At 57.8% G+C, this 22,681-nt stretch carries 23 protein-coding genes, 4 tRNA genes and 1 riboswitch; of the genes, 8 read left to right on the plus strand and 19 right to left on the minus strand.

Annotation, left to right across the window (positions count from 1 at the left end):
* Positions 1-69: 69 nt before the first annotated feature.
* The 6 genes from flgE to AOA61_RS13840 form a co-directional block, all read right to left on the minus strand.
* The gene (gene flgE, locus AOA61_RS13815; protein WP_032886780.1) at positions 70-1,374 is read right to left on the minus strand and encodes a flagellar hook protein FlgE; all 1,305 of its coding nucleotides are present in this window, start codon (positions 1,372-1,374) and stop codon (positions 70-72) included.
* A 31-nt stretch (positions 1,375-1,405) separates the two neighbouring features.
* Positions 1,406-2,125, minus strand: coding sequence for a flagellar hook assembly protein FlgD (gene flgD, locus AOA61_RS13820; RefSeq protein WP_032886778.1), 720 nt, complete (start codon positions 2,123-2,125; stop codon positions 1,406-1,408).
* 16 nt (positions 2,126-2,141) lie between these two features.
* Entirely contained in the window at positions 2,142-2,585 is a 444-nt protein-coding gene (flgC, locus tag AOA61_RS13825) for a flagellar basal body rod protein FlgC (RefSeq protein WP_032886776.1), read from the minus strand.
* Positions 2,586-2,588: 3 nt separating this feature from the next.
* On the minus strand, positions 2,589-2,996 hold the full coding sequence (flgB, locus tag AOA61_RS13830) for a flagellar basal body rod protein FlgB (protein WP_099601980.1): 408 nt from the start codon (positions 2,994-2,996) through the stop codon (positions 2,589-2,591).
* Between the two features lie 312 nt (positions 2,997-3,308).
* On the minus strand, positions 3,309-4,136 hold the full coding sequence (gene cheR / locus AOA61_RS13835; protein ID WP_032886774.1) for a protein-glutamate O-methyltransferase CheR: 828 nt from the start codon (positions 4,134-4,136) through the stop codon (positions 3,309-3,311).
* Between the two features lie 44 nt (positions 4,137-4,180).
* Positions 4,181-5,113, minus strand: coding sequence for a chemotaxis protein CheV (locus AOA61_RS13840; RefSeq protein ID WP_095185679.1), 933 nt, complete (start codon positions 5,111-5,113; stop codon positions 4,181-4,183).
* An 80-nt stretch (positions 5,114-5,193) separates the two neighbouring features.
* Here AOA61_RS13840 and flgA point away from each other — a divergent pair, with 80 nt between their 5' ends.
* From flgA to AOA61_RS13860, 4 genes are all read left to right on the plus strand, one after another.
* Positions 5,194-5,958 carry a flagellar basal body P-ring formation chaperone FlgA gene (gene flgA, locus AOA61_RS13845; RefSeq protein ID WP_099601981.1) on the plus strand — a complete coding sequence of 255 codons (765 nt, stop codon included), beginning with the start codon at positions 5,194-5,196 and terminating at the stop codon, positions 5,956-5,958.
* A gap of 141 nt (positions 5,959-6,099) precedes the next feature.
* A complete protein-coding gene (gene flgM / locus AOA61_RS13850) occupies positions 6,100-6,417 on the plus strand; it encodes a flagellar biosynthesis anti-sigma factor FlgM (protein ID WP_032886769.1) in 318 nt (105 codons plus the stop codon).
* A 48-nt stretch (positions 6,418-6,465) separates the two neighbouring features.
* The gene (locus AOA61_RS13855) at positions 6,466-6,936 is read left to right on the plus strand and encodes a flagella synthesis protein FlgN (protein WP_032886768.1); all 471 of its coding nucleotides are present in this window, start codon (positions 6,466-6,468) and stop codon (positions 6,934-6,936) included.
* Between the two features lie 96 nt (positions 6,937-7,032).
* Positions 7,033-7,782 (plus strand): flagellar brake protein, encoded by a 750-nt coding sequence (locus AOA61_RS13860; RefSeq protein ID WP_032886767.1) that lies wholly within the window; start codon positions 7,033-7,035, stop codon positions 7,780-7,782.
* A 61-nt stretch (positions 7,783-7,843) separates the two neighbouring features.
* Here AOA61_RS13860 and AOA61_RS13865 read toward each other — a convergent pair whose 3' ends face one another.
* Both AOA61_RS13865 and AOA61_RS13870 read right to left on the minus strand, forming a co-directional pair.
* Positions 7,844-9,232 (minus strand): MFS transporter, encoded by a 1,389-nt coding sequence (locus tag AOA61_RS13865; RefSeq protein ID WP_095185681.1) that lies wholly within the window; start codon positions 9,230-9,232, stop codon positions 7,844-7,846.
* A gap of 277 nt (positions 9,233-9,509) precedes the next feature.
* A tRNA-Arg gene (locus tag AOA61_RS13870) sits at positions 9,510-9,586 on the minus strand.
* A gap of 326 nt (positions 9,587-9,912) precedes the next feature.
* Here AOA61_RS13870 and AOA61_RS13875 point away from each other — a divergent pair.
* The 3 genes from AOA61_RS13875 (at position 9,913) to AOA61_RS13890 (ending at position 11,046) form a co-directional block, all read left to right on the plus strand.
* Positions 9,913-10,140: a hypothetical protein gene (locus AOA61_RS13875; RefSeq protein ID WP_032886764.1), complete on the plus strand. Its 228-nt coding sequence runs from the start codon at positions 9,913-9,915 to the stop codon at positions 10,138-10,140.
* 11 nt (positions 10,141-10,151) lie between these two features.
* Entirely contained in the window at positions 10,152-10,331 is a 180-nt protein-coding gene (locus AOA61_RS13880; RefSeq protein ID WP_032886763.1) for a PA3371 family protein, read from the plus strand.
* Between the two features lie 388 nt (positions 10,332-10,719).
* On the plus strand, positions 10,720-11,046 hold the full coding sequence (locus AOA61_RS13890) for an Arc family DNA-binding protein (RefSeq protein ID WP_003175643.1): 327 nt from the start codon (positions 10,720-10,722) through the stop codon (positions 11,044-11,046).
* A 107-nt stretch (positions 11,047-11,153) separates the two neighbouring features.
* On the opposite strand, the gene mgtE is transcribed toward AOA61_RS13890, so the two are convergent.
* The 8 genes from mgtE to ltaE form a co-directional block, all read right to left on the minus strand.
* Complete coding sequence (mgtE, locus tag AOA61_RS13895) at positions 11,154-12,596, minus strand: magnesium transporter (RefSeq protein ID WP_032886762.1); 1,443 nt, start codon at positions 12,594-12,596, stop codon at positions 11,154-11,156.
* Between the two features lie 339 nt (positions 12,597-12,935).
* Positions 12,936-13,012: transfer RNA gene (locus AOA61_RS13900), tRNA-Arg, on the minus strand.
* 72 nt (positions 13,013-13,084) lie between these two features.
* A tRNA-Arg gene (locus AOA61_RS13905) sits at positions 13,085-13,161 on the minus strand.
* A 108-nt stretch (positions 13,162-13,269) separates the two neighbouring features.
* Positions 13,270-13,360: transfer RNA gene (locus AOA61_RS13910), tRNA-Ser, on the minus strand.
* A 62-nt stretch (positions 13,361-13,422) separates the two neighbouring features.
* Complete coding sequence (csrA, locus tag AOA61_RS13915; protein ID WP_003175645.1) at positions 13,423-13,611, minus strand: carbon storage regulator CsrA; 189 nt, start codon at positions 13,609-13,611, stop codon at positions 13,423-13,425.
* A gap of 175 nt (positions 13,612-13,786) precedes the next feature.
* Complete coding sequence (locus AOA61_RS13920) at positions 13,787-15,028, minus strand: aspartate kinase (RefSeq protein WP_032886761.1); 1,242 nt, start codon at positions 15,026-15,028, stop codon at positions 13,787-13,789.
* A 96-nt stretch (positions 15,029-15,124) separates the two neighbouring features.
* Complete coding sequence (alaS, locus tag AOA61_RS13925) at positions 15,125-17,743, minus strand: alanine--tRNA ligase (protein ID WP_032886760.1); 2,619 nt, start codon at positions 17,741-17,743, stop codon at positions 15,125-15,127.
* Positions 17,744-17,889: 146 nt separating this feature from the next.
* Positions 17,890-18,894, minus strand: coding sequence for a low-specificity L-threonine aldolase (ltaE, locus tag AOA61_RS13930; RefSeq protein ID WP_099601982.1), 1,005 nt, complete (start codon positions 18,892-18,894; stop codon positions 17,890-17,892).
* A gap of 191 nt (positions 18,895-19,085) precedes the next feature.
* Positions 19,086-19,255: riboswitch (FMN riboswitch) on the plus strand.
* 97 nt (positions 19,256-19,352) lie between these two features.
* Between ltaE and AOA61_RS13935 the strand changes: the two genes are divergently transcribed.
* A complete protein-coding gene (locus AOA61_RS13935) occupies positions 19,353-19,862 on the plus strand; it encodes a 6,7-dimethyl-8-ribityllumazine synthase (protein ID WP_095185700.1) in 510 nt (169 codons plus the stop codon).
* A 133-nt stretch (positions 19,863-19,995) separates the two neighbouring features.
* On the opposite strand, the gene astE is transcribed toward AOA61_RS13935, so the two are convergent.
* From astE to astB, 3 genes are read right to left on the minus strand one after another with little or no spacing between them, the layout of a single operon-like run.
* Positions 19,996-21,000: a succinylglutamate desuccinylase gene (gene astE, locus AOA61_RS13940; protein ID WP_032886757.1), complete on the minus strand. Its 1,005-nt coding sequence runs from the start codon at positions 20,998-21,000 to the stop codon at positions 19,996-19,998.
* 11 nt (positions 21,001-21,011) lie between these two features.
* Complete coding sequence (locus tag AOA61_RS13945; protein ID WP_003214319.1) at positions 21,012-21,302, minus strand: hypothetical protein; 291 nt, start codon at positions 21,300-21,302, stop codon at positions 21,012-21,014.
* A 24-nt stretch (positions 21,303-21,326) separates the two neighbouring features.
* The gene (gene astB / locus AOA61_RS13950) at positions 21,327-22,673 is read right to left on the minus strand and encodes an N-succinylarginine dihydrolase (RefSeq protein WP_095185702.1); all 1,347 of its coding nucleotides are present in this window, start codon (positions 22,671-22,673) and stop codon (positions 21,327-21,329) included.
* Between the last annotated feature and the right edge of the window lie 8 nt (positions 22,674-22,681).

Here is a 22,681-nt window from a genome sequence, read left to right on the forward strand (position 1 = left end):
CAAACACACTTTTCTTACATCCACAAAAAAGCCCCTCTCACGAGGGGCTTCTTGTGGAGCATTACCGCATCAGGTCATCTGAATGATGGTCTGCATGATGGTGCTCTGGGTGGAGATGGTCTTGGCGTTCGCCTGATAGTTGCTCTGGGCCTTGATCAGGTCTACCAGCTCGTTGGTCAGGTTGACGTTGGAGTTCTCCAGGGAGTTGGCCACAATCGAACCCAGGGTCCCGGATTGCGGGGTGTCGTAACCCGGCTGGCCCGAGGAGAAGGTCTCTCTCCAAGCGGTACTGCCCGCAGGCTGCAGGCCCTGTTCGTTGTTGAAGCTGGCCAGGGAGATCTGGCCAATGGCCTTGCTCTGCTGATTGCTGAACGTGGCGAACATGACGCCGTTGCCGTCGATTTTCAGGCCGGTGATCTGGCCGGTGGCGTAGCCGTCGGTAGTCGGTGGGTTGCGGTAGCTGGCAGAGTTGTACTGGGTGATATTGCCCATATTCACGGCAATTGGCCCGGCGGTCGCTTCGTTTGGCGTCCAATTGCCATCGGTCACCGATCCTGGAACCCAGCCAGTGAGCGTCAATGTCTTGCTGCTCACGCCACCGGTAACAACATCTTTAAGCTTACCGGCACCATCAAAAGTGATGGTCGATGGCACAGGTGCAGTGGTGCCGGTCGTTGTCGGCTTGGAACCATCCAGGTTACGACCATCGATCAACGTGTAGGCATTCCATTCGTTGGCGTCGGTTTTCACCATGTACTGCACCATGGCGTGCGAGTTGCCTTGGGAGTCGTACAAGGTGGTGCTGTACTGAGTGGTAAAGGTGGTGGTGTCGCTTGGGTTGAACGGCTTGTCGGTCTGATTGATCACCGGCTCCGACGAGTTCAGGTTACTGGTGGAATCCACTTTGGTGGACGCCTTCGGCGGCAGGTAAGACAAGTTCAGTTGCAGGTCGGTCAAGCCACCCTTGATGATCTTGCCGTCTTCATCCGCTGCGTAGCCTTGCAGGCGCGAGGTGCCGGTGTTGTTGGTGATATAGCCGTCTTTGTCGGCACGGAACGCACCACTACGGGTGTATTCCAGCGAACCGTCGCTGCCCTTCTGCACGAAGAAGCCACCGCCCTGGATCGCCATGTCCAGCACGCCGCCGCTGTTGTTGACGTCACCTTGGGTGAACTGCTGGGACACCGCCGCCAGGTTCACACCATTGCCGATGCTGTTCTGGCCGGTGCCCAATTTGGACGCGGCGTAGATGTCGGCGAATTCCGCACGGGACGACTTGAAGCCAGTGGTCGCGACGTTGGCGATGTTGTTGCCAGTCACGTCCAATTGTTTGTTGGCCGCATAGAGGCCGCTAAGGCCGATATTAAAAGACATGTTTCTCTCCCTCTGCCGTAGTTAGCCGGCTCTATGTACCGATAGTCTGAATTTGCGACAGCTTGACGCTGCCCATGCCACCCGCAAGGTTCAGCAGCATCTCGCCACCGGTCTTGCTCAAAGTCACGCTGGTCACCGTTGCCGGCAACGAAGTGGCCAGGGCCACTGAATCGCCCGCGTCATTCTTGGTCGTGGCCGCGAAGGTGTAGGTGCCCGCTGGAGCCACCTCACCCGCATCGTTCTTGCCATCCCAGATGAAGCTCGCAGTGCCGGCGCTCTGGGCACCCATATCAATGGTGCGCACCAAGTTGCCATCTTTGTCTGTGATCTTGATGGCGACGTTGCCGGTGGCTGCAGTCACAGCTACCGAACCGTTCATGCTCTTGCTCGTATCCACCAGGGCCTTGTCGGTCTGGGTGATGATCGAACGCCCAACCAGCGACGAAGCCTGCAGCGCCTGGGAGGAGCTGAAGTTGCTGGAGATTGCATTCACCGAGTCGTTGAGGGTGTTGATGCCTTCCAGGCTGCTGAACTGGGCCAGTTGGGCCACAAATGCACCGTTGTCCTGAGGCGACAGCGGGTCCTGGTTTTTCAGCTGGGTGACGAGCAGCTGCAGGAATGCATCTTTACCCAACGACTGATTGCCGGTAGCAGCAGCAGCCGTACTCGCGACATTGTTTGTTGCAGTGCTGACCTTGGAATTGAAAAGGTCCTGGACTGCCGAATTAGTAGACGTATCAACGATGGCCATTATTTGGCGCCCCTTATCACTGACCCAGGGTCAGGACCTTCTGCATCATGGTTTTGGCGGTGTTCATCATTTCCGCATTGGTCTGGAACGATCGGCTGGCGGAAATCATGTCGGCCATTTCCTCGACCACGTTGACGTTCGGGTAGTACACGTAGCCTTTTTCGTTCGCAGCCGGGTGGTTCGGCTCATAGCGGGCTTCGAGGTTGCTCTGGTCTTCGACCACGCCGAGCACCTGCACGCCAGAGCCTGCTGCGCCCTGCTCCTGGAACAACGAATCGCTGCCGCCGTTCTGGCCGCCCTGGAACATGGTGGCGAAGACCGGGTGACGCGCACGGTAGGTCTGGTCAATGCTCGAAGACACAGTCTCGGCGTTGGCGATGTTACTGGCGACGGTGTTGAGACGCGTGGTCTGGGCGCTCATGCCACTACCGGCAATATTGAAAACACTGGACAGGGACATGGCTTACTCTCCACGAAGGGCCGACATCAGCCCTTTGAATTTGCTGTTGAGCAGCGTAAAGCTGGCTTGGAAGTTCACCGAGTTCTCGGCGTAGGCCGATTGCTCCAGCTGGGCGTCGACGGTGTTCTGGTCGATCGACGGCTGCATCGGCGTGCGATACAGCAGCGACTCGTCACCACTGCTCAGGCCTTGTGCTTCGATATGACGGTTGTTGGTCATGTTCAAGGCGAAGGTGCCGTTCTTGGCCTTGTCCTGCTGTGCGGCAAGCACGGCGGAGAAGTCCAGGTCCCGAGCCTTGTAGTTCGGGGTATCGGCGTTGGCAATGTTGTTGGCCAGGACTTCAGCACGCTGGGCGCGGAAGCCCAGGGCTTTTTCGTGGATACCGAGCGCTTTATCGAAGCTGATGCTCATGGCGGAAACCTTTAGGCTGACCTGCTGTTCGTTAACTGGGTTGTAGCAAAGCGCATGCCAGTTTCTGAAAAGCCCATGAATCAAGGGTTTACGGGAATATTGCCGGCGGCAATGCCAGAAAAGCGGCAACGGGTCTCCGCGTAGCGCCAGTAAAGCGGCAATCCGGCTTGCCGCTATCCTGAGGATTGCCGCACAAAAAAAATGTGGGAGGGGGCTTGCCCCCGATAGCGGTGTATCAGTGATAGATGCATCAACTGAACCACCGTTATCGGGGGCAAGCCCCCTCCCACATTCTTGACCGCGTACGCTTTATTACTTGGCCTGGTAGATGATCCCAGGGCTGCACTGCACCATCTGGAAATGATCCGGCAGGCCATTGAGCGCCTCGGAAGCACCGAGGAACAAGTAACCGCCACGCTTGAGGGTGCCGTGGATGCGCAAGAGGATGTCTTTCTTCACTTCGGCCGAAAAGTAGATCAGCACGTTGCGGCAAAACACCATGTCGAACTTGCCGAGGCTGGCGTAGCTATCAAGCAGGTTGAACGAGCGGAACTCAACGCGGCTCTTGATTGGCGCCTTGATCGCCCAACGCCCCGCCCCTTTCGGGTCGAAGTAACGTTGCAGGCGTTCCTGGGACAACCCACGTCCCAGAGCCAGGCTGTCGTACTCGCCGGTCTTGCAATTAGTGAGCATGGTGCCGGACAGGTCAGTGGCAACAATTTGTGCCCCGGCCTTCAACTGACCCATGTTTGTCCGCTCGAACTCATCAATGGACATCGAGATAGAGTACGGTTCCTGCCCCGAGGAGCAGGCTGCCGACCAGATGCGCAGACGCTGGCCCGGGCTGGCCTTGATAGCCTCCGGCAGCACTTTGCTCTTGAGCACTTCAAAGGGGTACGTATCACGAAACCAAAGGGTTTCGTTGGTGGTCATGGCATCGACCACCATTTCTTTGAGACCACTGCGCGGCTGCCCCTGGATCCGTTGAACCAACTCGCCCAGGGACTTGATGCCCTGCTGCTCCATCAGTTTGTTAAGACGGCTGGATACCAGGTATTGCTTGTTTTCACCGAGCAATATGCCACAGGCTTTTTCCAGGAAGACCCGGAACTGTTCAAAATCCAAATTACCCGTAGACACTGATACCGCCTCTAAAATCGTAAGACCGCCAGGGCAACAAGCCCTTAGCTGTGATCTGCTGCCTTGATCCGGTCGACTACCCGGGATGCCAGGTCATCAGGACGGAATTTGGCCAGGAAGTCATCGGCACCGACCTTCTTGACCATCGCCTGATTGAATACGCCCGACAACGAAGTATGCAGGATGATATGCAATTTTTGCATGCGTGGATCGCTGCGTATCTCAGCCGTGAGGGTGTAGCCGTCCATTTCCGGCATCTCGATGTCGGAGATCATCATCAAGAATTCTTCTTCCGGTTTCTTGCCTTCATCCACCAGCTTGCGCAGGTAATCCAGCGCCTGGCGACCATCATTAAGCGCCACCACTTCCACGCCGACGGTTTGCAGGCAACGGGTCACCTGCTTGCGTGCCACCGAGGAGTCATCCACCGTGAGCACACGCAGCGAGACCGCCTTATGCGCCGTTTCGGCATCCACCACGCCCACGGAAATCGATTCCGAGGTCGGCGCAACTTCGGCGAGGATCTTCTCCACGTCGATGATTTCCACCAACTGATTATCGACCCGCGTCACCGCCGTGAGGTAGTGGTCGCGGCCAGTGCCCTTGGGCGGCGGATGAATCTCTTCCCAGTTCATGTTGACGATGCGCTCCACCGAGCGAACCAGGAAACCCTGGGTCTTGGTGTTGTACTCGGTGATGATTACGAACGGGCTCTCGCGGTCCTGCAGGCCAGCCGAACCGGTGGCCAGGGCCAGGTCAAGAATCGGGATGGTCGCGCCACGGATGTTGGCTACGCCACACACCACAGGGCTGGACTTGGGCATGATCGTCAGCTTGGGACATTGCAGCACTTCCCGCACCTTGAACACATTGATGCCGTACAGCTGTTTGCCATCCAGGCGAAAAAGCAACAACTCCAGGCGATTCTGCCCTACCAGCTGTGTGCGCTGGTTTACTGAATCCATTACTCCTGCCATGCCCAGACTCCTACGCTAAAACCTTGAAGGTGCGACGCGCACCCAACACTAAACGGCACGAGCTTTGCTATTTATTGGCCATGGATATTAAAACGACAGTTTCCCGACGCCTTCGATTCCCACAGTACCGCAGATTGCTCTGCGCCTCGGTGGCATTGCTTGCTTTCTGCCTCGGCGCCACGGCCCGCGCAGATAACGTCACCTTGCCTGATCTACTTATCGGCGTCACTCAGGGCTTTCTTGAGTTCACTGTAGAAGATTATCTGGCGACCACCCAGACACCGGGGCGTTATGAAATCCAGGTCAACCAGTTGGACCCGCGCCTGCGCATGCCTATGTGCGACAAGGAATTGACAGCGACCCTGGAAAGCCCTGCTCAGCCTATCGGCCGCGTGACGGTGCGGGTGCGCTGCGATGGCGCCTCGCCCTGGACGGTGTTTGTGCCGGCACAGGTCAAGCTATTCCGCGATGTAGTGGTGGTGGCCCGACCGCTGAAACGCACCGGCATCATTGGTTTTGAAGACGTTGTGCTGCGTGAACGCGACATCAGCCTGATCAACCAGGGCTATCTCACATCAGTGGACCAGGCCATCGGGCAGAAATTGACCCGACCAGTGGTCACCGATCAGGTGATTACGCTGGTGCATCTGGAACAGGCCGAGGTCATTCGCAAGGGCGATCAGGTGGTGATTTCCGCGAGCAGCGGGGGATTGAATGTGAAAATGCCTGGCGAAGCACTGTCCAACGGCGGCATGAGCGAACAGATTCGAGTCAAGAACCTCAACTCCAACCGCGTGATCAAGGCGCGGGTGACAGCCCCAGGGCAAGTCGAGGTCGCTTTATAGATTACTGGTACAGGACGCTGGGTTTTCCTACACTGTGCACGAGAAGTCCCGTGCGGAGATTTATTGTCATTCGCGCCTAAAGTTTGTCCGGGTATGGCCGAAAACATGGCAAGCGTCCAAATACCCAGAGGTTTTTTTATCATGGTCATCGATTTCAGCCGTTTGAATAACGCCCCGACGACGTCAGGCACTACGCGCACCACCAGCACCAAGGACAGCGTAGAAGCCAAGGCCCCGGCGCTGCCCGTCAAGGCAGAACAGGCCAGCCAGAGCGGGGAATCCGTACACCTGAGCAATGAGGCTCAACAGTTGCAGAAGGTCACTGACTCGCTGCGCGATCAACCCGTGGTCAATAAAGCCCGTGTGGCCGAATTGAAACAGGCAATCGCCGATGGCAGCTATAAAGTCGACAGCAACCGTGTAGCCAGCAAGCTGCTTAATTTCGAAGCCGAGCGCTAGGCAAAGGCCTGCGCAGGGCTTTTGGACGCTTAAAACCCAAGGCCAGCCATGCATCACGACGAACATTTGCTGCAACTGATCATTGATGATCTAGCGCCGACGCAACAATTGCTGGAGCTGCTAAGAGAGGAATCACTGGCCCTTTACGGCCGGGATATGCCGTTGCTGGAAGAAATTCTGGCGCGCAAACAGTCGCTGATTGTCCTCTTGGAACAGCACGGCAAAAAACGCAGCCAGATCCTGATCAGCCTTGGCCTGCCGGCAGACCACGACGGCTTGGCGCAACTGGCCAGCCACTCCTCGGTCGGCGATCAGCTCCTGAGCCAGAGCAAAGAACTCAACCAATTGCTCGCCCAGTGCCAGGAAGCCAACCTGCTTAACGGTCAGTCGATCCAGCTTCAGCAAGCCACGACTGCCAACCAGTTGCGCATACTCCACGGCGGAGAGCCGCCGGCACTGTATAACGCCCAGGGATCAACCTCGCGCCTGGTCAAGCCAAGCACCCGCAGCCAAGCCTGACGCCAGTTTACTGTGCGCCCTATCCAAGGCGCGCCACATGCTGGCAAAATGCCGGTTCTTGCGTGTAGTCGTATTTTGTCTGGAGATGGAAGAACCGTGTTCAACGCCCTTAATGCGGAAGATGCGCCGCAGCCACCCAAGGTGCTCACCACGCCTCTGGAAATCGCAGGCACCTTGCGGATGCTGCAAGACAGCCATGACCCGCTGATCATCACCTTCCATGAGCGCAGCCAGCGCTTCCAGAGCTATCTGGTGGACGTTAACCGTGACAGCAGCACGCTGGCGCTGGACGAAATGATCCCCCGTGATGGCGAACGCCACCTCGAAAACGGCGAACCCTTCCGTATCGAAGGCTTCCACGACGGCGTGCGCGTCGCCTGGGAAAGCACCGGCAACCTCAAAATCAGCGAAAAAGATGGCCACCGTATCTACACCGGCAGCCTGCCGGACGAGGTGGTCTACCATCAACGCCGCAATGCATTTCGCGCCGCGCTGAAGCTGGCACAACTGGTGAACATCGAGCTCGGCGGCGAAAAACTCAAGGCGCCGGTCAACGGCAAATTGCTCGATATCTCCGCCACCGGCTGCAAACTGCGCTTTGAAGGCGACATCTCCGAACGCTTGCAACTGGGCCAGGTCTACGACCGCTTTATCGCCGCCCTGCCGTTTGGCAGCATGACCACTTCGGTCGAGCTGCGTTACCTGCACTTCGAAGAGAAGATAAACACCACCTTTGCCGGCGTGCGCTTCCACAATATGAGTGGCCTGGTGCAGCGCCAAGTCGAACGTTTTGTGTATCAACTGCAGCGAGAAGCGCGGCGCTTCGACAAGGACGACGATTTTTAATCATTAAAGATCGCGGTAAAAAAAACGGGCAGATCCTTTGGGGATCTGCCCGTTTTTACTTTCAGGGGCGCGCCCTGCTCAAGTCATGCGGATGCTCTTCCGGCCCCAGAGGTTCCGGCGGCCCGACAAAGGCTGGCTCATCTACTGGCGGCTGGGGATCAGTTTCCGGCTCAGGCTCAGGATCAGGGACATTCTGCATCTGCTCCTGCACCACTTGCTCATCGACCCGTGGATCAAGCGCGGCCACCAGCGGCGAACTCGACATGCTGTCGGGCATCGCCACGTGATGCAGGGGGGCATCCTCCACCTGATGCAAATTGGTCACCGCCTTCGGCCGGATGCGCCATACCAGGATCAACGCACACAGGCTGAAGAAGGCATACAGCATTTGGCTGCCGAACATCTTCATGATCACGCCTGCCAGCAACGGCCCGATACTCGCACCAACGCCATAAGTCACCAGCAGCATGGCAGTCAGCGATACTCGACGGTCGCCTTCCACATGGTCATTGGAAAACGCCACCGCCAGCGGGTACAGACAGAACTGCACCAGCGAACACAGGAAGCCCGCGACAAACAGCACTTCCAGCGGCACCTGAGTCATGATCGCCAGCGGCAAGGCCGCTACCGCCAGGCACAAGGCAAAACAACGAATCAACAGCGCCCTATCATAACGATCCGACAACCAGCCCAGAGGCCACTGCACCAGCAGCCCGGCAAAAATGCAGCTACCCATGAACAGGCCGACTTGCTCCGTCGTGAGCCCCTGCTGGGACGCATAAAGCGGCGCCAAACCGTAAAACGAACCGACAATCAACCCCGCACCCAACACTGTACTCAGCGACTGGGGCACGCGCTTGATAAAGAAACGCGGCTCCATCGGCGCGGGGTGTAAGGCCGCCGGGTGAATACGTCGAGTCATGGCCACCGGCACCAGGCACAGGGCAAAGCACAGCGCCACCAGCATCAGCAACTCAAGGCCAAGCTGGGGATGCATGACCAGGATCAATTGACCCAGCACCAGCCCAAGGTAGGACGCGATCATATAGCCGCTGAATACCACGCCCCTCTGCTTGGCATCCGCCTGCTCATTGAGCCAGCTCTCGATGACCATGTACTGGCACATCATTCCGAGGCCGACGATCATCCGCAGCACGATCCAGGCCGGCAACCAGTCGATCAGGCCATGGCCCAGCACCGCCGCGCCGACGATACCGGCGCAGGTGGCATAGGCACGGATGTGCCCGACTCTCGCAATCAAGCGGTGCCCGATCTTGCCGCCCAAAACCAGGCCAAAGTAGTTGGCCGCCATCAGCGCACCCACCCATAGGCTGTCGACATGGTCGGCCGCCAGACGCAAGGCCAGGTAGGTACTGAGCAGGCCAGAGCCGATCAGCATCATCAAGGACGCGAAATAAAGGGCTCGAAAAGATTTCCAGATCTGACGCATCGGCGTTCCGAGCGGCTCCTTGCAGTGAGAGACAGGGCTATCGGCATGATAGTCCTGGGTGGCCGGTTCCGGACAGGCGGTATGAGCTGTTTCCGGGGATTAATTTGCTTGAACAGCTCAGACGACACGGGGCGTCGTAAGAGGTACACCATCGCGAAAAATACCCGACAGCACCTGCTGTGAACATTGATCGGCGGCAAGGTTCGATTGTTGTTTGAAAAGACCGAGCACGCACAAAAAAGCCCCGCCCAGAATAGTCTGTGCGGGGCTTTGGAACTGGTGTCCCAGGGCCGGTTCGAACGGCCAACCTTCCCCTTAGGAGGGGGATGCTCTATCCAATTGAGCTACTGGGACAAATGACAGCCGTCGGGCCAAGGGCATTGCGACGGACGGCGTGCATGTTAACGGCCGAGTTAGGTTTTGTCATGTCGTCCGTGGGCTTTTTGAGTGTAGGAGGATCCGCGCCCCGGAGGTCGCGGTTTCGACCCGCAAATACGGGCACTCAGGCTAATCGTGCAAAATGCACTCCCCCAAAATGCCAGCATTGCAAATTGCAAGCCTTTGACATCTTTATCAAGACCTAAACCATTGATTTTATTGAATTAATAGATTGGCACGACACCTGCAATACTTCTCCCATACCACCCCTTCAGCCACGGCGTTAAGCGGAGAACATGATCATGAACAGTGCCCTTTTGTTAACCCTTAACGCCATCGCTCTGGCTACGCTGGTCACATTCCATTTTCAGTCGGCGGGCGATAATGACCCAGCACAGATCAGCCAGGCTGTTCCGCACCACTTGCAACAACGCCCGCAGCTGGCAGTCATGACGCCGAACGCGCAATCCCCGGTACGCTTGACTCAAGGCACTCAGGCCGCCCCGGCCTCCGAACACTGGGTTTTTTAAGGTAACCGCTCATGACCAAAACTGCCTGGCTTTTTCTGTGCCTGACCACTGTCACTGGCATCTACGGCTTGGGTGCCGAGTCCCAGGACACTCAACTCAACGCACTGATTGCGAGCGGTGTCTGCGCCTGCATTCTACTGCTGACCCTTGTTATGGGTCGCCGCATCAAATTCGACCCGGTTTTGCGCTGACCCCTCCCCCCTCGTCCTACCTTATGTCGCCTCGCCCTAGTAAATCGGCAAATTGCCACTAGTCTTAAACGCAGGGGCAAAAGGCCACTTTGCTATACGATGTGCCGCCCGAATGCCCCGTTGCGGCCCGTTCTACGGGAAGATCGTCAAGCGCCCCTCTCGCAGAAAAGTTTTCCAACCAGTCCGCAAAAATGCAAATCAGTGCTGGCATAAAGCCTTTAGGCAGTTCAATATTTGTCACAGAATTGACGCCAAGGAACTGGCAAATCTGAGGCATGATGCGGCCTCTTTGCAATTCGGGTTGAACTTTGGTCGTGAGTCTTGTCTTAACTCTCATCGCTTGCGGCCAATTCCAAAAACCGCTCCCCTGAACTAACCGGTTAAATATATGCGCCCATTGAAACAGGCAATTTATTCCAGCCGTACGGCTGACAAGTTCGTCGTACGTCTGCCAGACGGAATGCGGGAACGCATTGCCGAGGTGGCTCGCAATCATCACCGCAGCATGAACTCCGAAATCATCGCGCGCCTGGAACAGAGCCTTATTCAGGAAGGTGCGCTAGGTGACGAGTTGAGCATGCGCCTAGATAGTCCTGAGCTGTCACTGCATGAACGCGAACTGCTGCAGCGTTTTCGTCAGCTCTCCCATCGCCAGCAAAATGCCCTCGTCTCGCTTATCGCGCACGACGTAGAGGCGGCCGCAGAAGCCAATTGATCTGCAACTGAAAGCCGAGGCCAGCCATGTGCTGGCTTTTTTTTGCCTGGAATTTAGAAAGGTAATGCGAGGCTGGGGGGCAAATTTGCCCCCGCCGTCGGAAGGGATCAGAGCAGGAAGATCGTCGCCAGACCCAGGAAGATAAAGAAGCCGCCACTGTCGGTCATGGCGGTGATCATCACGCTGGCGCCCATGGCTGGATCTCGGCCGAGGCGCGCCAGGGTCATGGGGATCAGCACACCCATTAGCGCTGCCAGGAGCAAGTTGAGCGTCATAGCGGCGGTCATCACCACCCCCAGCGACCAGCTGCCATAGAGCAAGTAAGCCACCAGACCAATCACACCACCCCACACCAGGCCGTTGATCAGACCCACTGCCAGCTCCTTGCGCAGCAGGCGCGAAGAGTTGGCGGTACTCACCTGATCCAGCGCCATGGCGCGCACGATCATAGTAATGGTCTGATTACCGGAGTTACCGCCAATACCTGCCACAATCGGCATCAACGCAGCCAAAGCCACCAGTTTTTCGATAGACCCCTCAAAAAGCCCAATCACACGAGAGGCTATAAATGCCGTGATCAGGTTCACCGCCAGCCAGGCCCAGCGGTTATGCAGCGAACGCCAGACCGACGCAAAAATATCTTCCTCTTCACGCAAACCCGCCATGTTGAGGACTTCGGTTTCACTCTCTTCACGAATAAGGTCGACGATTTCGTCGATGGTCAGACGGCCGATCAGCTTGCCGTTCTTGTCGACCACGGGCGCCGAGATCAAGTCGTAGCGCTCAAAAGCCTGCGCCGCGTCGTAGGCGTCTTCGTCCGGATGAAAACTGACGGTATCGCTGGCCATCAGGTCAGCAACCCTTTTTTCAGGATCATTGACCAGCAGCCGCTTGATCGGCAGCACGCCCTTGAGAATGCCTTCGTAGTCAACCACGAACAGTTTGTCGGTATGACTCGGCAGCTCTTTCAAACGACGCAGGTAACGCAACACCACTTCAAGGCTGACATCCTCTCGGATGGTGACCATCTCGAAGTCCATCAGCGCGCCGACCTGGTCCTCGTCATAGGACAACGCGGAGCGCACGCGCTCACGCTGTTGGCCGTCGAGTGCCTCCATCAGCTCATGGACAACATCACGGGGCAGCTCAGGGGCCAGGTCAGCCAGTTCGTCGGCGTCCATTTCCCTGGCCGCAGCCAGGAGCTCGTGATCGTCCATGTCGGCGATCAGGGTTTCACGAACAGAATCGGATACTTCGAGCAGGATGTCGCCGTCGCGGTCGGCCTTGACCAACTGCCAGAGGGTCAGTCGATCATCGAGCGGCAAGGCTTCGAGAATGTAGGCAACGTCGGCGGAGTGCAGATCATCGAGCTTGCGCTGCAATTCGACGAGGTTTTGCCGGTGAACCAGGTTTTCGACGCGGTCGTGGTTTGGACCTTCCTGGCGATGCGTAAGGTCTTCGACCACGCGCTGGCGCTGCAACAGCTCAATGACTTGAGCCAAGCGATCTTGCAGGCTTTCTTGTGTTTTCTTTACTTCTACTTCGGTCATAGGCGAACTCCACTCCCAGCAGCGGGGCACGCCGGAAGGATCAATCAGTCAATTCATGATTGGTAAAGCGGGGTACTGAGTAACTACTGGGTAAGTCCATGGAGGTATTCCACAAGCCCCGGCGGGGCTGACGGGCGCAATGATACACCGACCGACCATCTTAAATGTCAAAAAACTGGAAAGAACAAGCGCTTGCGAGCCAAAGCTGAGTATTGGCTGCATCTTAGAACTGCGACGCCACGGCGCGAAGGGAAAACACACAAGGAAGGAGAAAAAGATAAAGTCCGACACAAACCCCAGACGGCAAAAAGCCCGCACTAGGCGGGCTTTTTGTTTGTATGGTGCACTCGACAGGATTCGAACCTGTGACCGCTCGGTTCGTAGCCGAGTACTCTATCCAGCTGAGCTACGAGTGCAGATTGTGTTTTTAGACCAGATCACAACTGGTTGAAGCCAAGTTAACCGCATTACTGCAACTAACTCTTAAATGGTGCACTCGACAGGATTCGAACCTGTGACCGCTCGGTTCGTAGCCGAGTACTCTATCCAGCTGAGCTACGAGTGCATTTGTTGCCGCGCATTATAGGCCGTTCAATCTCTATGTAAAGCTATTTTTTCGTTAATTTTCAACAACTTACCGAAAAAACCAGATTGCAACGTACTAAGCAAATAATGGCGGAGAACGGGGGATTCGAACCCCCGACACCCTTTTGAGGTGTACTCCCTTAGCAGGGGAGCGCCTTCGGCCACTCGGCCAGCTCTCCGCAACACGGGGCGTATATTAACCACGTTCCTCCCCGTTTGCAAACATAAAAAACGATAAAAATTAAAGGCTTGGTTCTTCGTCCTTCTCTTTCTTGATCCGCAGGTAGATTTCCTCGCGGTGGACCGCTACCTCTTTCGGAGCATTAACCCCGATACGTACTTGATTGCCTTTGACGCCGAGCACGGTCACGGTGATTTCGCCATCACCGATAATCAGGCTTTCTGCGCACCGACGAGTCAGAATCAGCATACCTTTCTCCTCACGCATTTCATTTCAGGAACAACAGTCTGCAAAAAAAAGGCGTTCGACCTACGACTCGAGAGTCATAGCCCTAACGACCTAAGTATTGTCGAGCGCACACAAAAGACCATGCGCCCTACAAAAAAAGGAAAGGCGCGGTAGACCGCGCCTTCCTGGCACTACATCACTCGCCCTGTCGGGCCGGAGCGTCTAGCTCAAACGCGGTATGCAGCGCGCGCACAGCAAGCTCCAGGTACTTCTCTTCGATCACTACCGAGACTTTGATTTCAGACGTGGAGATCATCTGGATATTGATGCTTTCCTTGGCCAGAGCCCCAAACATACGGCTGGCAACGCCGGCATGGGAACGCATGCCCACACCCACGATCGACACCTTGGCAATCTTGATATCGCCGACCACTTCACGGGCGCCAATCTCGCTCGCGGTGTTCTCCAGGATTTTCAATGCCGCATCGTACTCGTTGCGGTGCACAGTGAACGTGAAATCGGTGGTGTTATCGTGCGAGACGTTCTGCACGATCATGTCGACTTCAACATTCGCATCACTGATCGGGCCCAGAATCTTGAAGGCCACGCCCGGGGTGTCTGGCACGCCACGGATCGTCAGCTTGGCTTCATCGCGGTTGAAAGCGATGCCGGAAATAATCGGCTGTTCCATGGATTCCTCTTCATCAATAGTAATGAGGGTGCCCGGACCCTCTTTGAAGCTGTGCAATACGCGCAGCGGAACGTTGTACTTGCCGGCGAACTCCACCGCGCGGATCTGCAAAACCTTGGAACCGAGGCTGGCCATTTCCAGCATCTCTTCGAAGGTGATCTTGTCCAGACGCTGGGCCACGGAAACGACACGCGGGTCAGTGGTGTAGACGCCATCCACATCGGTGTAGATCTGGCACTCATCAGCCTTGAGAGCTGCCGCCAGAGCCACGCCGGTAGTGTCCGAACCGCCACGCCCGAGGGTGGTGATGTTGCCGTGTTCATCCACACCCTGGAAGCCCGCTACAACTACCACGCGGCCAGCTTTCAGATCAGTGCGAATTTTCTGATCATCGATCTGCAGAATGCGCGCCTTGGTGTGCGCACTGTCGGTGAGGATACGCACCTGGCTGCCCGTGTAGGACACCGCAGGCACGCCACGCTTGTTCAGGGCCATGGCCAGCAAGGCGATGGTCACCTGCTCACCAGTAGAGACGATCACGTCCAGCTCACGCGGGAGCGGTTGCTGGTCGCCACTGATTGCCTTGGCCAGCTCGATCAAGCGATTGGTCTCGCCGCTCATGGCCGACAGCACCACCACCAGGTCGTCGCCAGCATCGCGGAATTTCTTAACCTTGTCGGCAACCTGCTCGATTCTTTCGACAGAGCCGACCGAGGTGCCTCCAAATTTCTGTACGATCAAAGCCATTTCTAAGCCGCCTCAGCCCGTAAAGGGGCGCCTAAATATCCAATCAACCAGCACCGAACAAGCCCGCGACTAGACCACGGGCCAGTTAACAGCGCCTTAAATACCTGCCTCGACAAACGGCACGGTCAGGGCCAGGGCCGCATCCAGAGCACCGGCATCGACACCACCGCCTTGCGCCATGTCCGGACGACCACCGCCCTTCCCGCCCACCGCCGCGGCGGCTTGCTTCATCAAATCACCGGCCTTGAGTTGGCCAGTCAGGTCTTTGGTTACACCGGCAACCAGAACGACCTTATCCTCATGGACACCGCCGAGCAGGATCACTGCGCGGCCGAGCTTGTTCTTCAACTGATCGACCAGGGCCAACAGCGCCTTACCATCCTGACCATCCAGGCGCGCCGCCAGGACTTTCACGTCCTTGACGTCCACCGCAGAAGACGACAGATCGTCGCCCGCCGCACTGGCTGCCTTGGCCTGCAACTGCTCCAGCTGTTTTTCCAGAGCACGGTTGCGCTCCAGCACGGCGGACAGCTTGTCGATCAGGTTGTCGCGGCTGCCCTTGACCAGGCTGGCCGCTTCCTTGAGTTGTTCTTCGGCCGCATTGAGGTAGGCCAGGGCCGCAGCGCCAGTCACCGCCTCGATACGTCGCACACCGGAGGCCACACCGCCTTCACTGATGATCTTCAGCAGGCCAATGTCGCCCGTGCGGTTGGCGTGGATACCACCACACAGTTCCACCGAGAAGTCGCCGCCCATGCTCAGTACGCGCACGTTGTCGCCGTACTTCTCGCCGAACAGTGCCATGGCGCCCTTGGCCTTGGCGGTCTCGATATCGGTTTCCTCGGTTTCAACCGGGGTGTTCTTGCGCACTTGTGCATTGACGATATCTTCCAGGGCCTTGATCTGCTCCGGTTTAATCGCTTCGAAGTGGCTGAAGTCGAAACGCAGACGCTGGCTATCGACCAACGAACCCTTCTGTTGGACGTGCTCACCCAGCACCTGACGCAATGCAGCGTGCAGCAAGTGAGTGGCCGAGTGGTTCAAGGCGGTTGCATGCCGTACTTCGGCATCGACCTGCGTGTCCACTGGCGCGCCGACCGTCAAGTTGCCCAGCACCAACACGCCGTGATGCAGGAACGCACCGCCGGTCTTGGTGGTGTCACGCACTTCAAAACGACCCGATGTCGAGCTCAGGAAACCACAGTCACCGATCTGGCCGCCCGACTCGGCGTAGAACGGCGTCTGGTCCAGGACCACAACGGCTTCGTCGCCTTCATTTAGAACGTCGACCGACTTGCCATCTTTATAGAGGGCAACGATCTTGGCCGAGCCAAGGGTCGCCTTGTAGCCAGTGAACTCGGTAGGCACATCAACTTTGACCAGGGTGTTGTAGTCCAGGCCAAAGGAGCTGGCGGAGCGAGCACGTACGCGCTGGGCTTCCATCTCACGTTCGAAGCCAGCTTCATCAATGGTCAGCTCGCGCTCACGGGCGATGTCAGCGGTCAGGTCCATCGGGAAGCCATAGGTATCGTAAAGCTTGAACACCACATCGCCCGGCACCACGGTGCCTTTGAGCTCAGCCAGGTCCTGTTCCAGGATCTTCAGACCGTGCTCCAACGTCTTGGTGAACTGCTCCTCTTCAGCCTTGAGCACGCGCTCGATGTTGCCCTGCTGCTGCTTGAGTTCTGGAAACGCTTCGCCCATCTCGGCCACCAAGGCGGCAACGATTTTGTAGAAGAAGCTGCCGGTGGCGCCCAACTTGTTACCGTGGCGGCAGGCTCGACGAATGATGCGGCGCAGCACATAGCCACGGCCTTCGTTGGACGGCAGCACACCGTCGGCAATCAGGAAGCCGCAGGAACGAATATGGTCCGACACAACCTTGAGCGAAGACTGGCCCTCATTGGCGCAACCAATGGCCGCCGCCGACGCGCTCAGCAGGTTGGTGAACAGGTCGATTTCATAGTTGGAGTGAACGTGCTGCATCACCGCACTGATCCGCTCCAGGCCCATGCCGGTGTCCACCGACGGCGCCGGCAGCGGATGCAACACGCCATCGGCGGTGCGGTTGAACTGCATGAATACGTTGTTCCAGATCTCGATGTAACGGTCGCCGTCTTCTTCCGGCGAGCCCGGCGGGCCACCCCAGATGTCGGCGCCGTGATCGTAGAAGATCTCGGTGCAAGGGCCACATGGGCCGGTATCGCCCATCGTCCAGAAGTTGTCGGAGGCGTAAGGCGCGCCCTTGTTGTCGCCGATGCGAATCATGCGCTCGGCAGGCACACCGATTTGTTGGGTCCAGATGTCATACGCTTCATCGTCCGTCGCGTAGACGGTGACCCAGAGTTTTTCCTTTGGCAGCTTCAGCACGCCGGTCAGGAAGGTCCAGGCGAAGGTAATCGCATCTTTTTTGAAATAGTCACCGAAGCTGAAGTTACCCAGCATTTCGAAGAACGTGTGGTGACGGGCGGTATAGCCGACGTTTTCCAGGTCACTGTTCTTGCCGCCGGCACGTACGCACTTCTGGCTGCTGGTGGCGCGGGTGTAGGCGCGCTTTTCCTGGCCCAGGAAGCAGTCCTTGAACTGGTTCATCCCCGCGTTAGTGAACAGCAGGGTTGGGTCATTGCCTGGGATCAAAGAGCTGGAGGCGACACGGGTGTGACCTTGCTCTTCGAAGAAGCGAAGGAAGGCTTCACGGATTTCTGCGCTTTTCATTAGGTTCTTCCACGGAGGCTGCGGCCAAAGGCCAGTGCGCAACATCATCAGACGGAGCGACGGCAAAAGGCCGCATTATATCGGCCCTTTGCCGGGGGTACAGCGTGTTTATGCGATAGAAACGCTCAATTAGACGGTCTGCACGATCATTTGCGCGAAAATTCGACGAATGTCGCGAGCACCTGCTCGATCTGCGCCCGGCTGACATCCAGATGAGTGACCATACGAAGGCGTGGCGCGGCGCTCAACTTGATCCCGCGCTCGGCAGCAAAGGCCTTCAAGGCCTGGGCCTGATCGCCGATCTGCACGTAGACCATGTTGGTCTGCACCGGCTCGACCTCATACCCCGCTTTGCGCAGCTCTTCGCCCAGCCACTGAGCGTTGGAGTGGTCATCAGCCAGGCGTTGCACCTGATGATCCAAGGCATACAGCCCCGCCGCAGCCAGGGAACCGGCCTGGCGCATACCGCCACCGACCATCTTGCGCAAACGCCGGGCCTTGGCGATCAACATCGTAGAGCCGCACAGCACCGAGCCGATGGGGGCACCGAGCCCCTTGGACAGGCACACCGACACCGAATCGAAATGCTGGGCGATCTCCCGCGCATCCACCCCAAGCTTGACCGCCGCGTTGTAGATTCGCGCGCCATCCAAATGGAGGGCCAAGCCATGTTCACGGGTAAACGCCCGCGCCTGGGCCAGGTATTCCAAGGGCAGCACTTTGCCTTGCATGGTGTTTTCCAGAGCCAGCAAGCGGGTGCGGGCGAAGTGGAAATCGTCCGGCTTGATCGCGTCCCGTACATGGTTCAAATCCAGGGAGCCATCCGCCTGCACTTCCAACGGCTGGGGCTGGATCGAACCCAACACTGCTGCCCCACCGCCTTCATATTTGTAGGTGTGGGCCTGCTGGCCGACGATATATTCCTCACCGCGCTCACAATGAGCCATCAACGCCAGCAGATTGCTCATGGTGCCGGTGGGCACGAACAACGCCGCAGCAAACCCAAGGCGCTTGGCCAATTCAGCTTCCAGCAGATTGACGCTGGGGTCTTCACCGTAGACGTCATCGCCGCTGACGGCAGTGGCCATCGCGTCCAGCATGCCGGGGGTGGGTTGGGTCACGGTATCGCTGCGCAGGTCAATCACGGTCATGAAACAGGCCTCTAACAGGTTGAGTACGTCCTTTTATCGATGATTACTGCGGGCAAAGCCCCGGAATATCAAGCCCCGTTTGCATTCAATCGAATACCAACCAAACAAACCGATATAGGTTATCGATACGGCGTCCGTGCAGTTTTTGAAAAACCATGTTAAAAATCTCCCCGCCGCCAGGGTTCTGGTGGCAACGTTCTCAGGGCGGGGTGTAATTCCCCACCGGCGGTAATTACACGCAATGTGTATAGCCCGCGAGCGCTTGGCGCCTCGAACTGCTCACGCGGGACGGCGACAAGGTCAGCAGACCCGGTGTGATCCCGGGGCCGACGGTCATAGTCCGGATGAAGAGAGAACGGGATTGAGACCTAAGGGCCGCGCGCCTATTGACGCATGCGTACCCTTAAATCCCATTCGATTCATAACGCCCTGTTTTTTTCTTAAACAGGAGTCAGAACATGCAACCCACCGCTATCGACAGCAAAAGCAAAAACCACTACGGCGAGCGCGTCGCGTTTATCCAAGCCTGCTGGCACAAGGATATTGTCGACCAATCCCGTAAAGGCTTCCTCGCCGAAATGATCGCCCAGGGCTACCAGGAATCGGACATCGATTTCTTCGAAGTCGGCGGCGCCTTTGAAATGCCCCTGCACGCCAAGCTACTGGCCAAGACCGGTCGTTACGCCGGTATCGTTGCCGCCGCGCTGGTGGTGGACGGTGGCATCTACCGTCACGAATTCGTCGCCCAATCGGTGGTCAGCGGCCTGATGCAGGTGCAGCTGGAAACTGAAGTGCCGGTGTTCTCGGTATCGCTGACACCGCATCACTTCCACGCGGGCAGCGAGCACCACGCGTTCTTCCATGATCACTTTGTGCACAAGGGCCAGGAAGCGGCGAAGACCTGCGCAGATACCCTGCACAAGGTACGGGCGATCCGTCGTAGCGAGCCACGGGCGGTAGCGGTCTAAGCAACACTGCAAAACAAAATGTGGGAGGCGGCTTGCCCCCGATAGCAGTGTGTCATTCAGCTCATCTGTAGCTGAGACACCGCCATCGGGGGCAAGCCCCCTCCCACATTTGCATCCGGTTACGCCTTGAGACCTATGCCAGGCCAGCGTCCGTGGTCGGCACAATCAATATCCCTGCCCGCAAACCATTCTTCACCTTAGGGTTGGGGAAGATGATGCGTGCGCCCTCCTCCTCGATCACCCAACGCGTCTTGGCCACATCTTCGGCCAGCAGATAACCCTTTTCCAATTCCGAAAAGTTTTCCACGTCAGCCGGCAAGTGCAGCAGGAAAGCATCACTGTGCTTGATGACTTCACGCGACACGGCGAACAGTTTCAACCCGTCCAGGCTGTCAGTCTCAGGCTCCGTGCCTTCGATGATCTGTTTGAGGCGCAGCTCCAGGCGGGAAACATTCACCCCTTGGTTCTGCCCGAATGGCCGCGCCTTGCCCAGTTCCAGGGTGAAAGCTTCGGCGTCCAGTTGCTCGTAGGTAAACGCCGTGAAGGTGATCGATGTCTTGTTCTGCAGTAGCACCGCTTCCATGCCGGCAGCGTTCAAACGCGCCAGTTCGCGACGCGAATGCTGGCGCCCGTCTTTCCAGGGGTACAGGGCGAACTGCTCAATCTTCGAGCCGCGAATGGCGGTGTGCAAATCGTAATGCAGGCGCGAACGGCCAGGCTGGCTGAAGAAGCTACGGGCCAGTTGTTCAAGCTCGGCGGCGCGCATGGCTTCGGGGCCGATGTTTTTTTCGTGACGGCCGTTGAACAGCCGGTTGACGTCCAGTTCGAGGTAACGCTCGCCGCGGCGCATCGCCTCGGGGTTGCCGAACAGGAACAGAATACGAGTGCGGGGTTTGATCTCCCCACGGGCGATGCCATGCAACAAGCGGTCGAGCAGTTCGATAGGCGCGGTTTCGTTGCCATGGATGCCGGACGACAGCAGCAGGTCGCTGCCATTGTCCCGTGCTTCAGGAGGACGCACTTCAAGCGCGCCCTCGCTGAGCCAGCGCATCTGCACGCCGTCGACAGTCGATTGAATTTTTTGCGCCGGTTCACGACCGGCGAGGGTCAGTTCAAGCAATTTGCCGAGGGCGAGCATACGCAGCTTCCTTAGTGGTTGCAGCCTGGGCCGTGGACGTGATCGTCGTCATCACCTTCAACGTCGGCCGGTTCCATTTCCAGCTGCAGGCTCATCAGGTTGGTGGCCAGTGGGCGCATCAGCAGGTTGGCGTATTCGGCATCGCCTTCTTCGACGTCCACACCGATCAGCAGTTGGCCACGGCCGTCGTGCTGGATCCAGATTTCCTTGCCCTGCCAGACCACGGCGACGCGGGTGCAGGAGGTTTCCAGCTGGGTGCCGTCGGTGTCTTCAAGGATCAGCTTCAGGGTGTCGGTGGTCATAAAATAGTTCTCAGCCGTGCGGCGTTAATTGATCTGGAAAGGATAAACCGAGCCCAGTTTAAGGATTTGCGTCAGTTCATCCAGTGCCGTCCGGCACTCAAGCAGCAACTGCGGGTCAGCCAGGTCGGTTTCACGCAGGCTGTCGCGGTAGTGTTTGTCGACCCATTGGGTCAGCGTGTCGTACAACGGCGCGGTCATGATAACCCCTGGATTCACGGCCGCCAGTTCCGTTTCGTTCAGCGCCACGCGCAAGCGCAGGCACGCCGGGCCGCCGCCGTTCTGCATGCTCTGCTTGAGGTCGAAGACCTTCACTTCGCGGATCAGCCCACCCGCAGCCGTCAGGCCTTGCAGGTAATGCCACACGCGTTCATTGGCGCGGCACTCTTCTGGCACGATCAACAGCATCGAGCCGTCAGGTCGGGTCAGCAACTGGCTGTTGAACAGGTAGGAACGCACTGCGTCCTCGACGCTGACCTGGGCGCGCGGCACGCACACCGACTGGAAGTTGCCGCCCACTTTGCCCAACTTTCCTTGCAGTTCGGCGAGCATCTGTTCGGTATTGAGGAACGCATCCTCGTGATAGAACAGCACTTCGCCGTTGCCCACCGCGATCACGTCGTTGTGGAACACACCCGCATCAATCACGGCCGGGTTCTGCTGGGCGTAGACCACGCCGTCGTCTTTCAAACCGTGCAGACGGGCGACGGCCTGGGAGGCTTCGAGCGTCTGGCGTGCCGGGTATTTCTGGGGGGCAGGGTAACGGGGATCGAACGCGCTGCGGCCGAACACAAAAAACTCTACCCCGGCCTCGCCATATTCACGGCAAAAACGCGTGTGGTTGGCCGCGCCTTCGTCTCCGAACTGCGCCACCGCCGGCAATGCGGCGTGATGGGCAAAGTGTTTCTGGTCAGCAAACATCGCGCCCAGCACGCGGCTGGTGGTCGGGTGTTCAATGCTGCGGTGGTACTTGCAGTTGAGGTTGGCGGCGGTGAAATGCACGCGACCATCCGCCGTGTCGGCGCTCGGGCTGACCGTGGCGGCGTTGGCCACCCACATGCTCGACGCAGAGCAACTGGCGACCAACAACGGCATGGCTTGCTTGGCCGCCTGCTGGATCACCTGGGCATCGGTCCCGCTGAAGCCAAGGCTGCGCAAGGCGGCCACGTCCGGGCGCTCTTGGGGCGCGAGTACGCCTTGCACAAAGCCCATGTCCATCAGGGCTTTCATTTTTTGCAGGCCCTGCAACGCTGCTTCCTTGGGGTTGGAATGCTGCTGGCTGTTGCTCTGGGACGCGACGTTGCCGAAGGACAAACCGCCGTAGTTATGGGTCGGCCCCACTAGACCGTCAAAATTGACTTCATAGGATTTCATCGGCGAGG

This window comes from Pseudomonas sp. 2995-1, from assembly GCF_002742505.1.
Taxonomy (GTDB): domain Bacteria; phylum Pseudomonadota; class Gammaproteobacteria; order Pseudomonadales; family Pseudomonadaceae; genus Aquipseudomonas; species Aquipseudomonas sivasensis.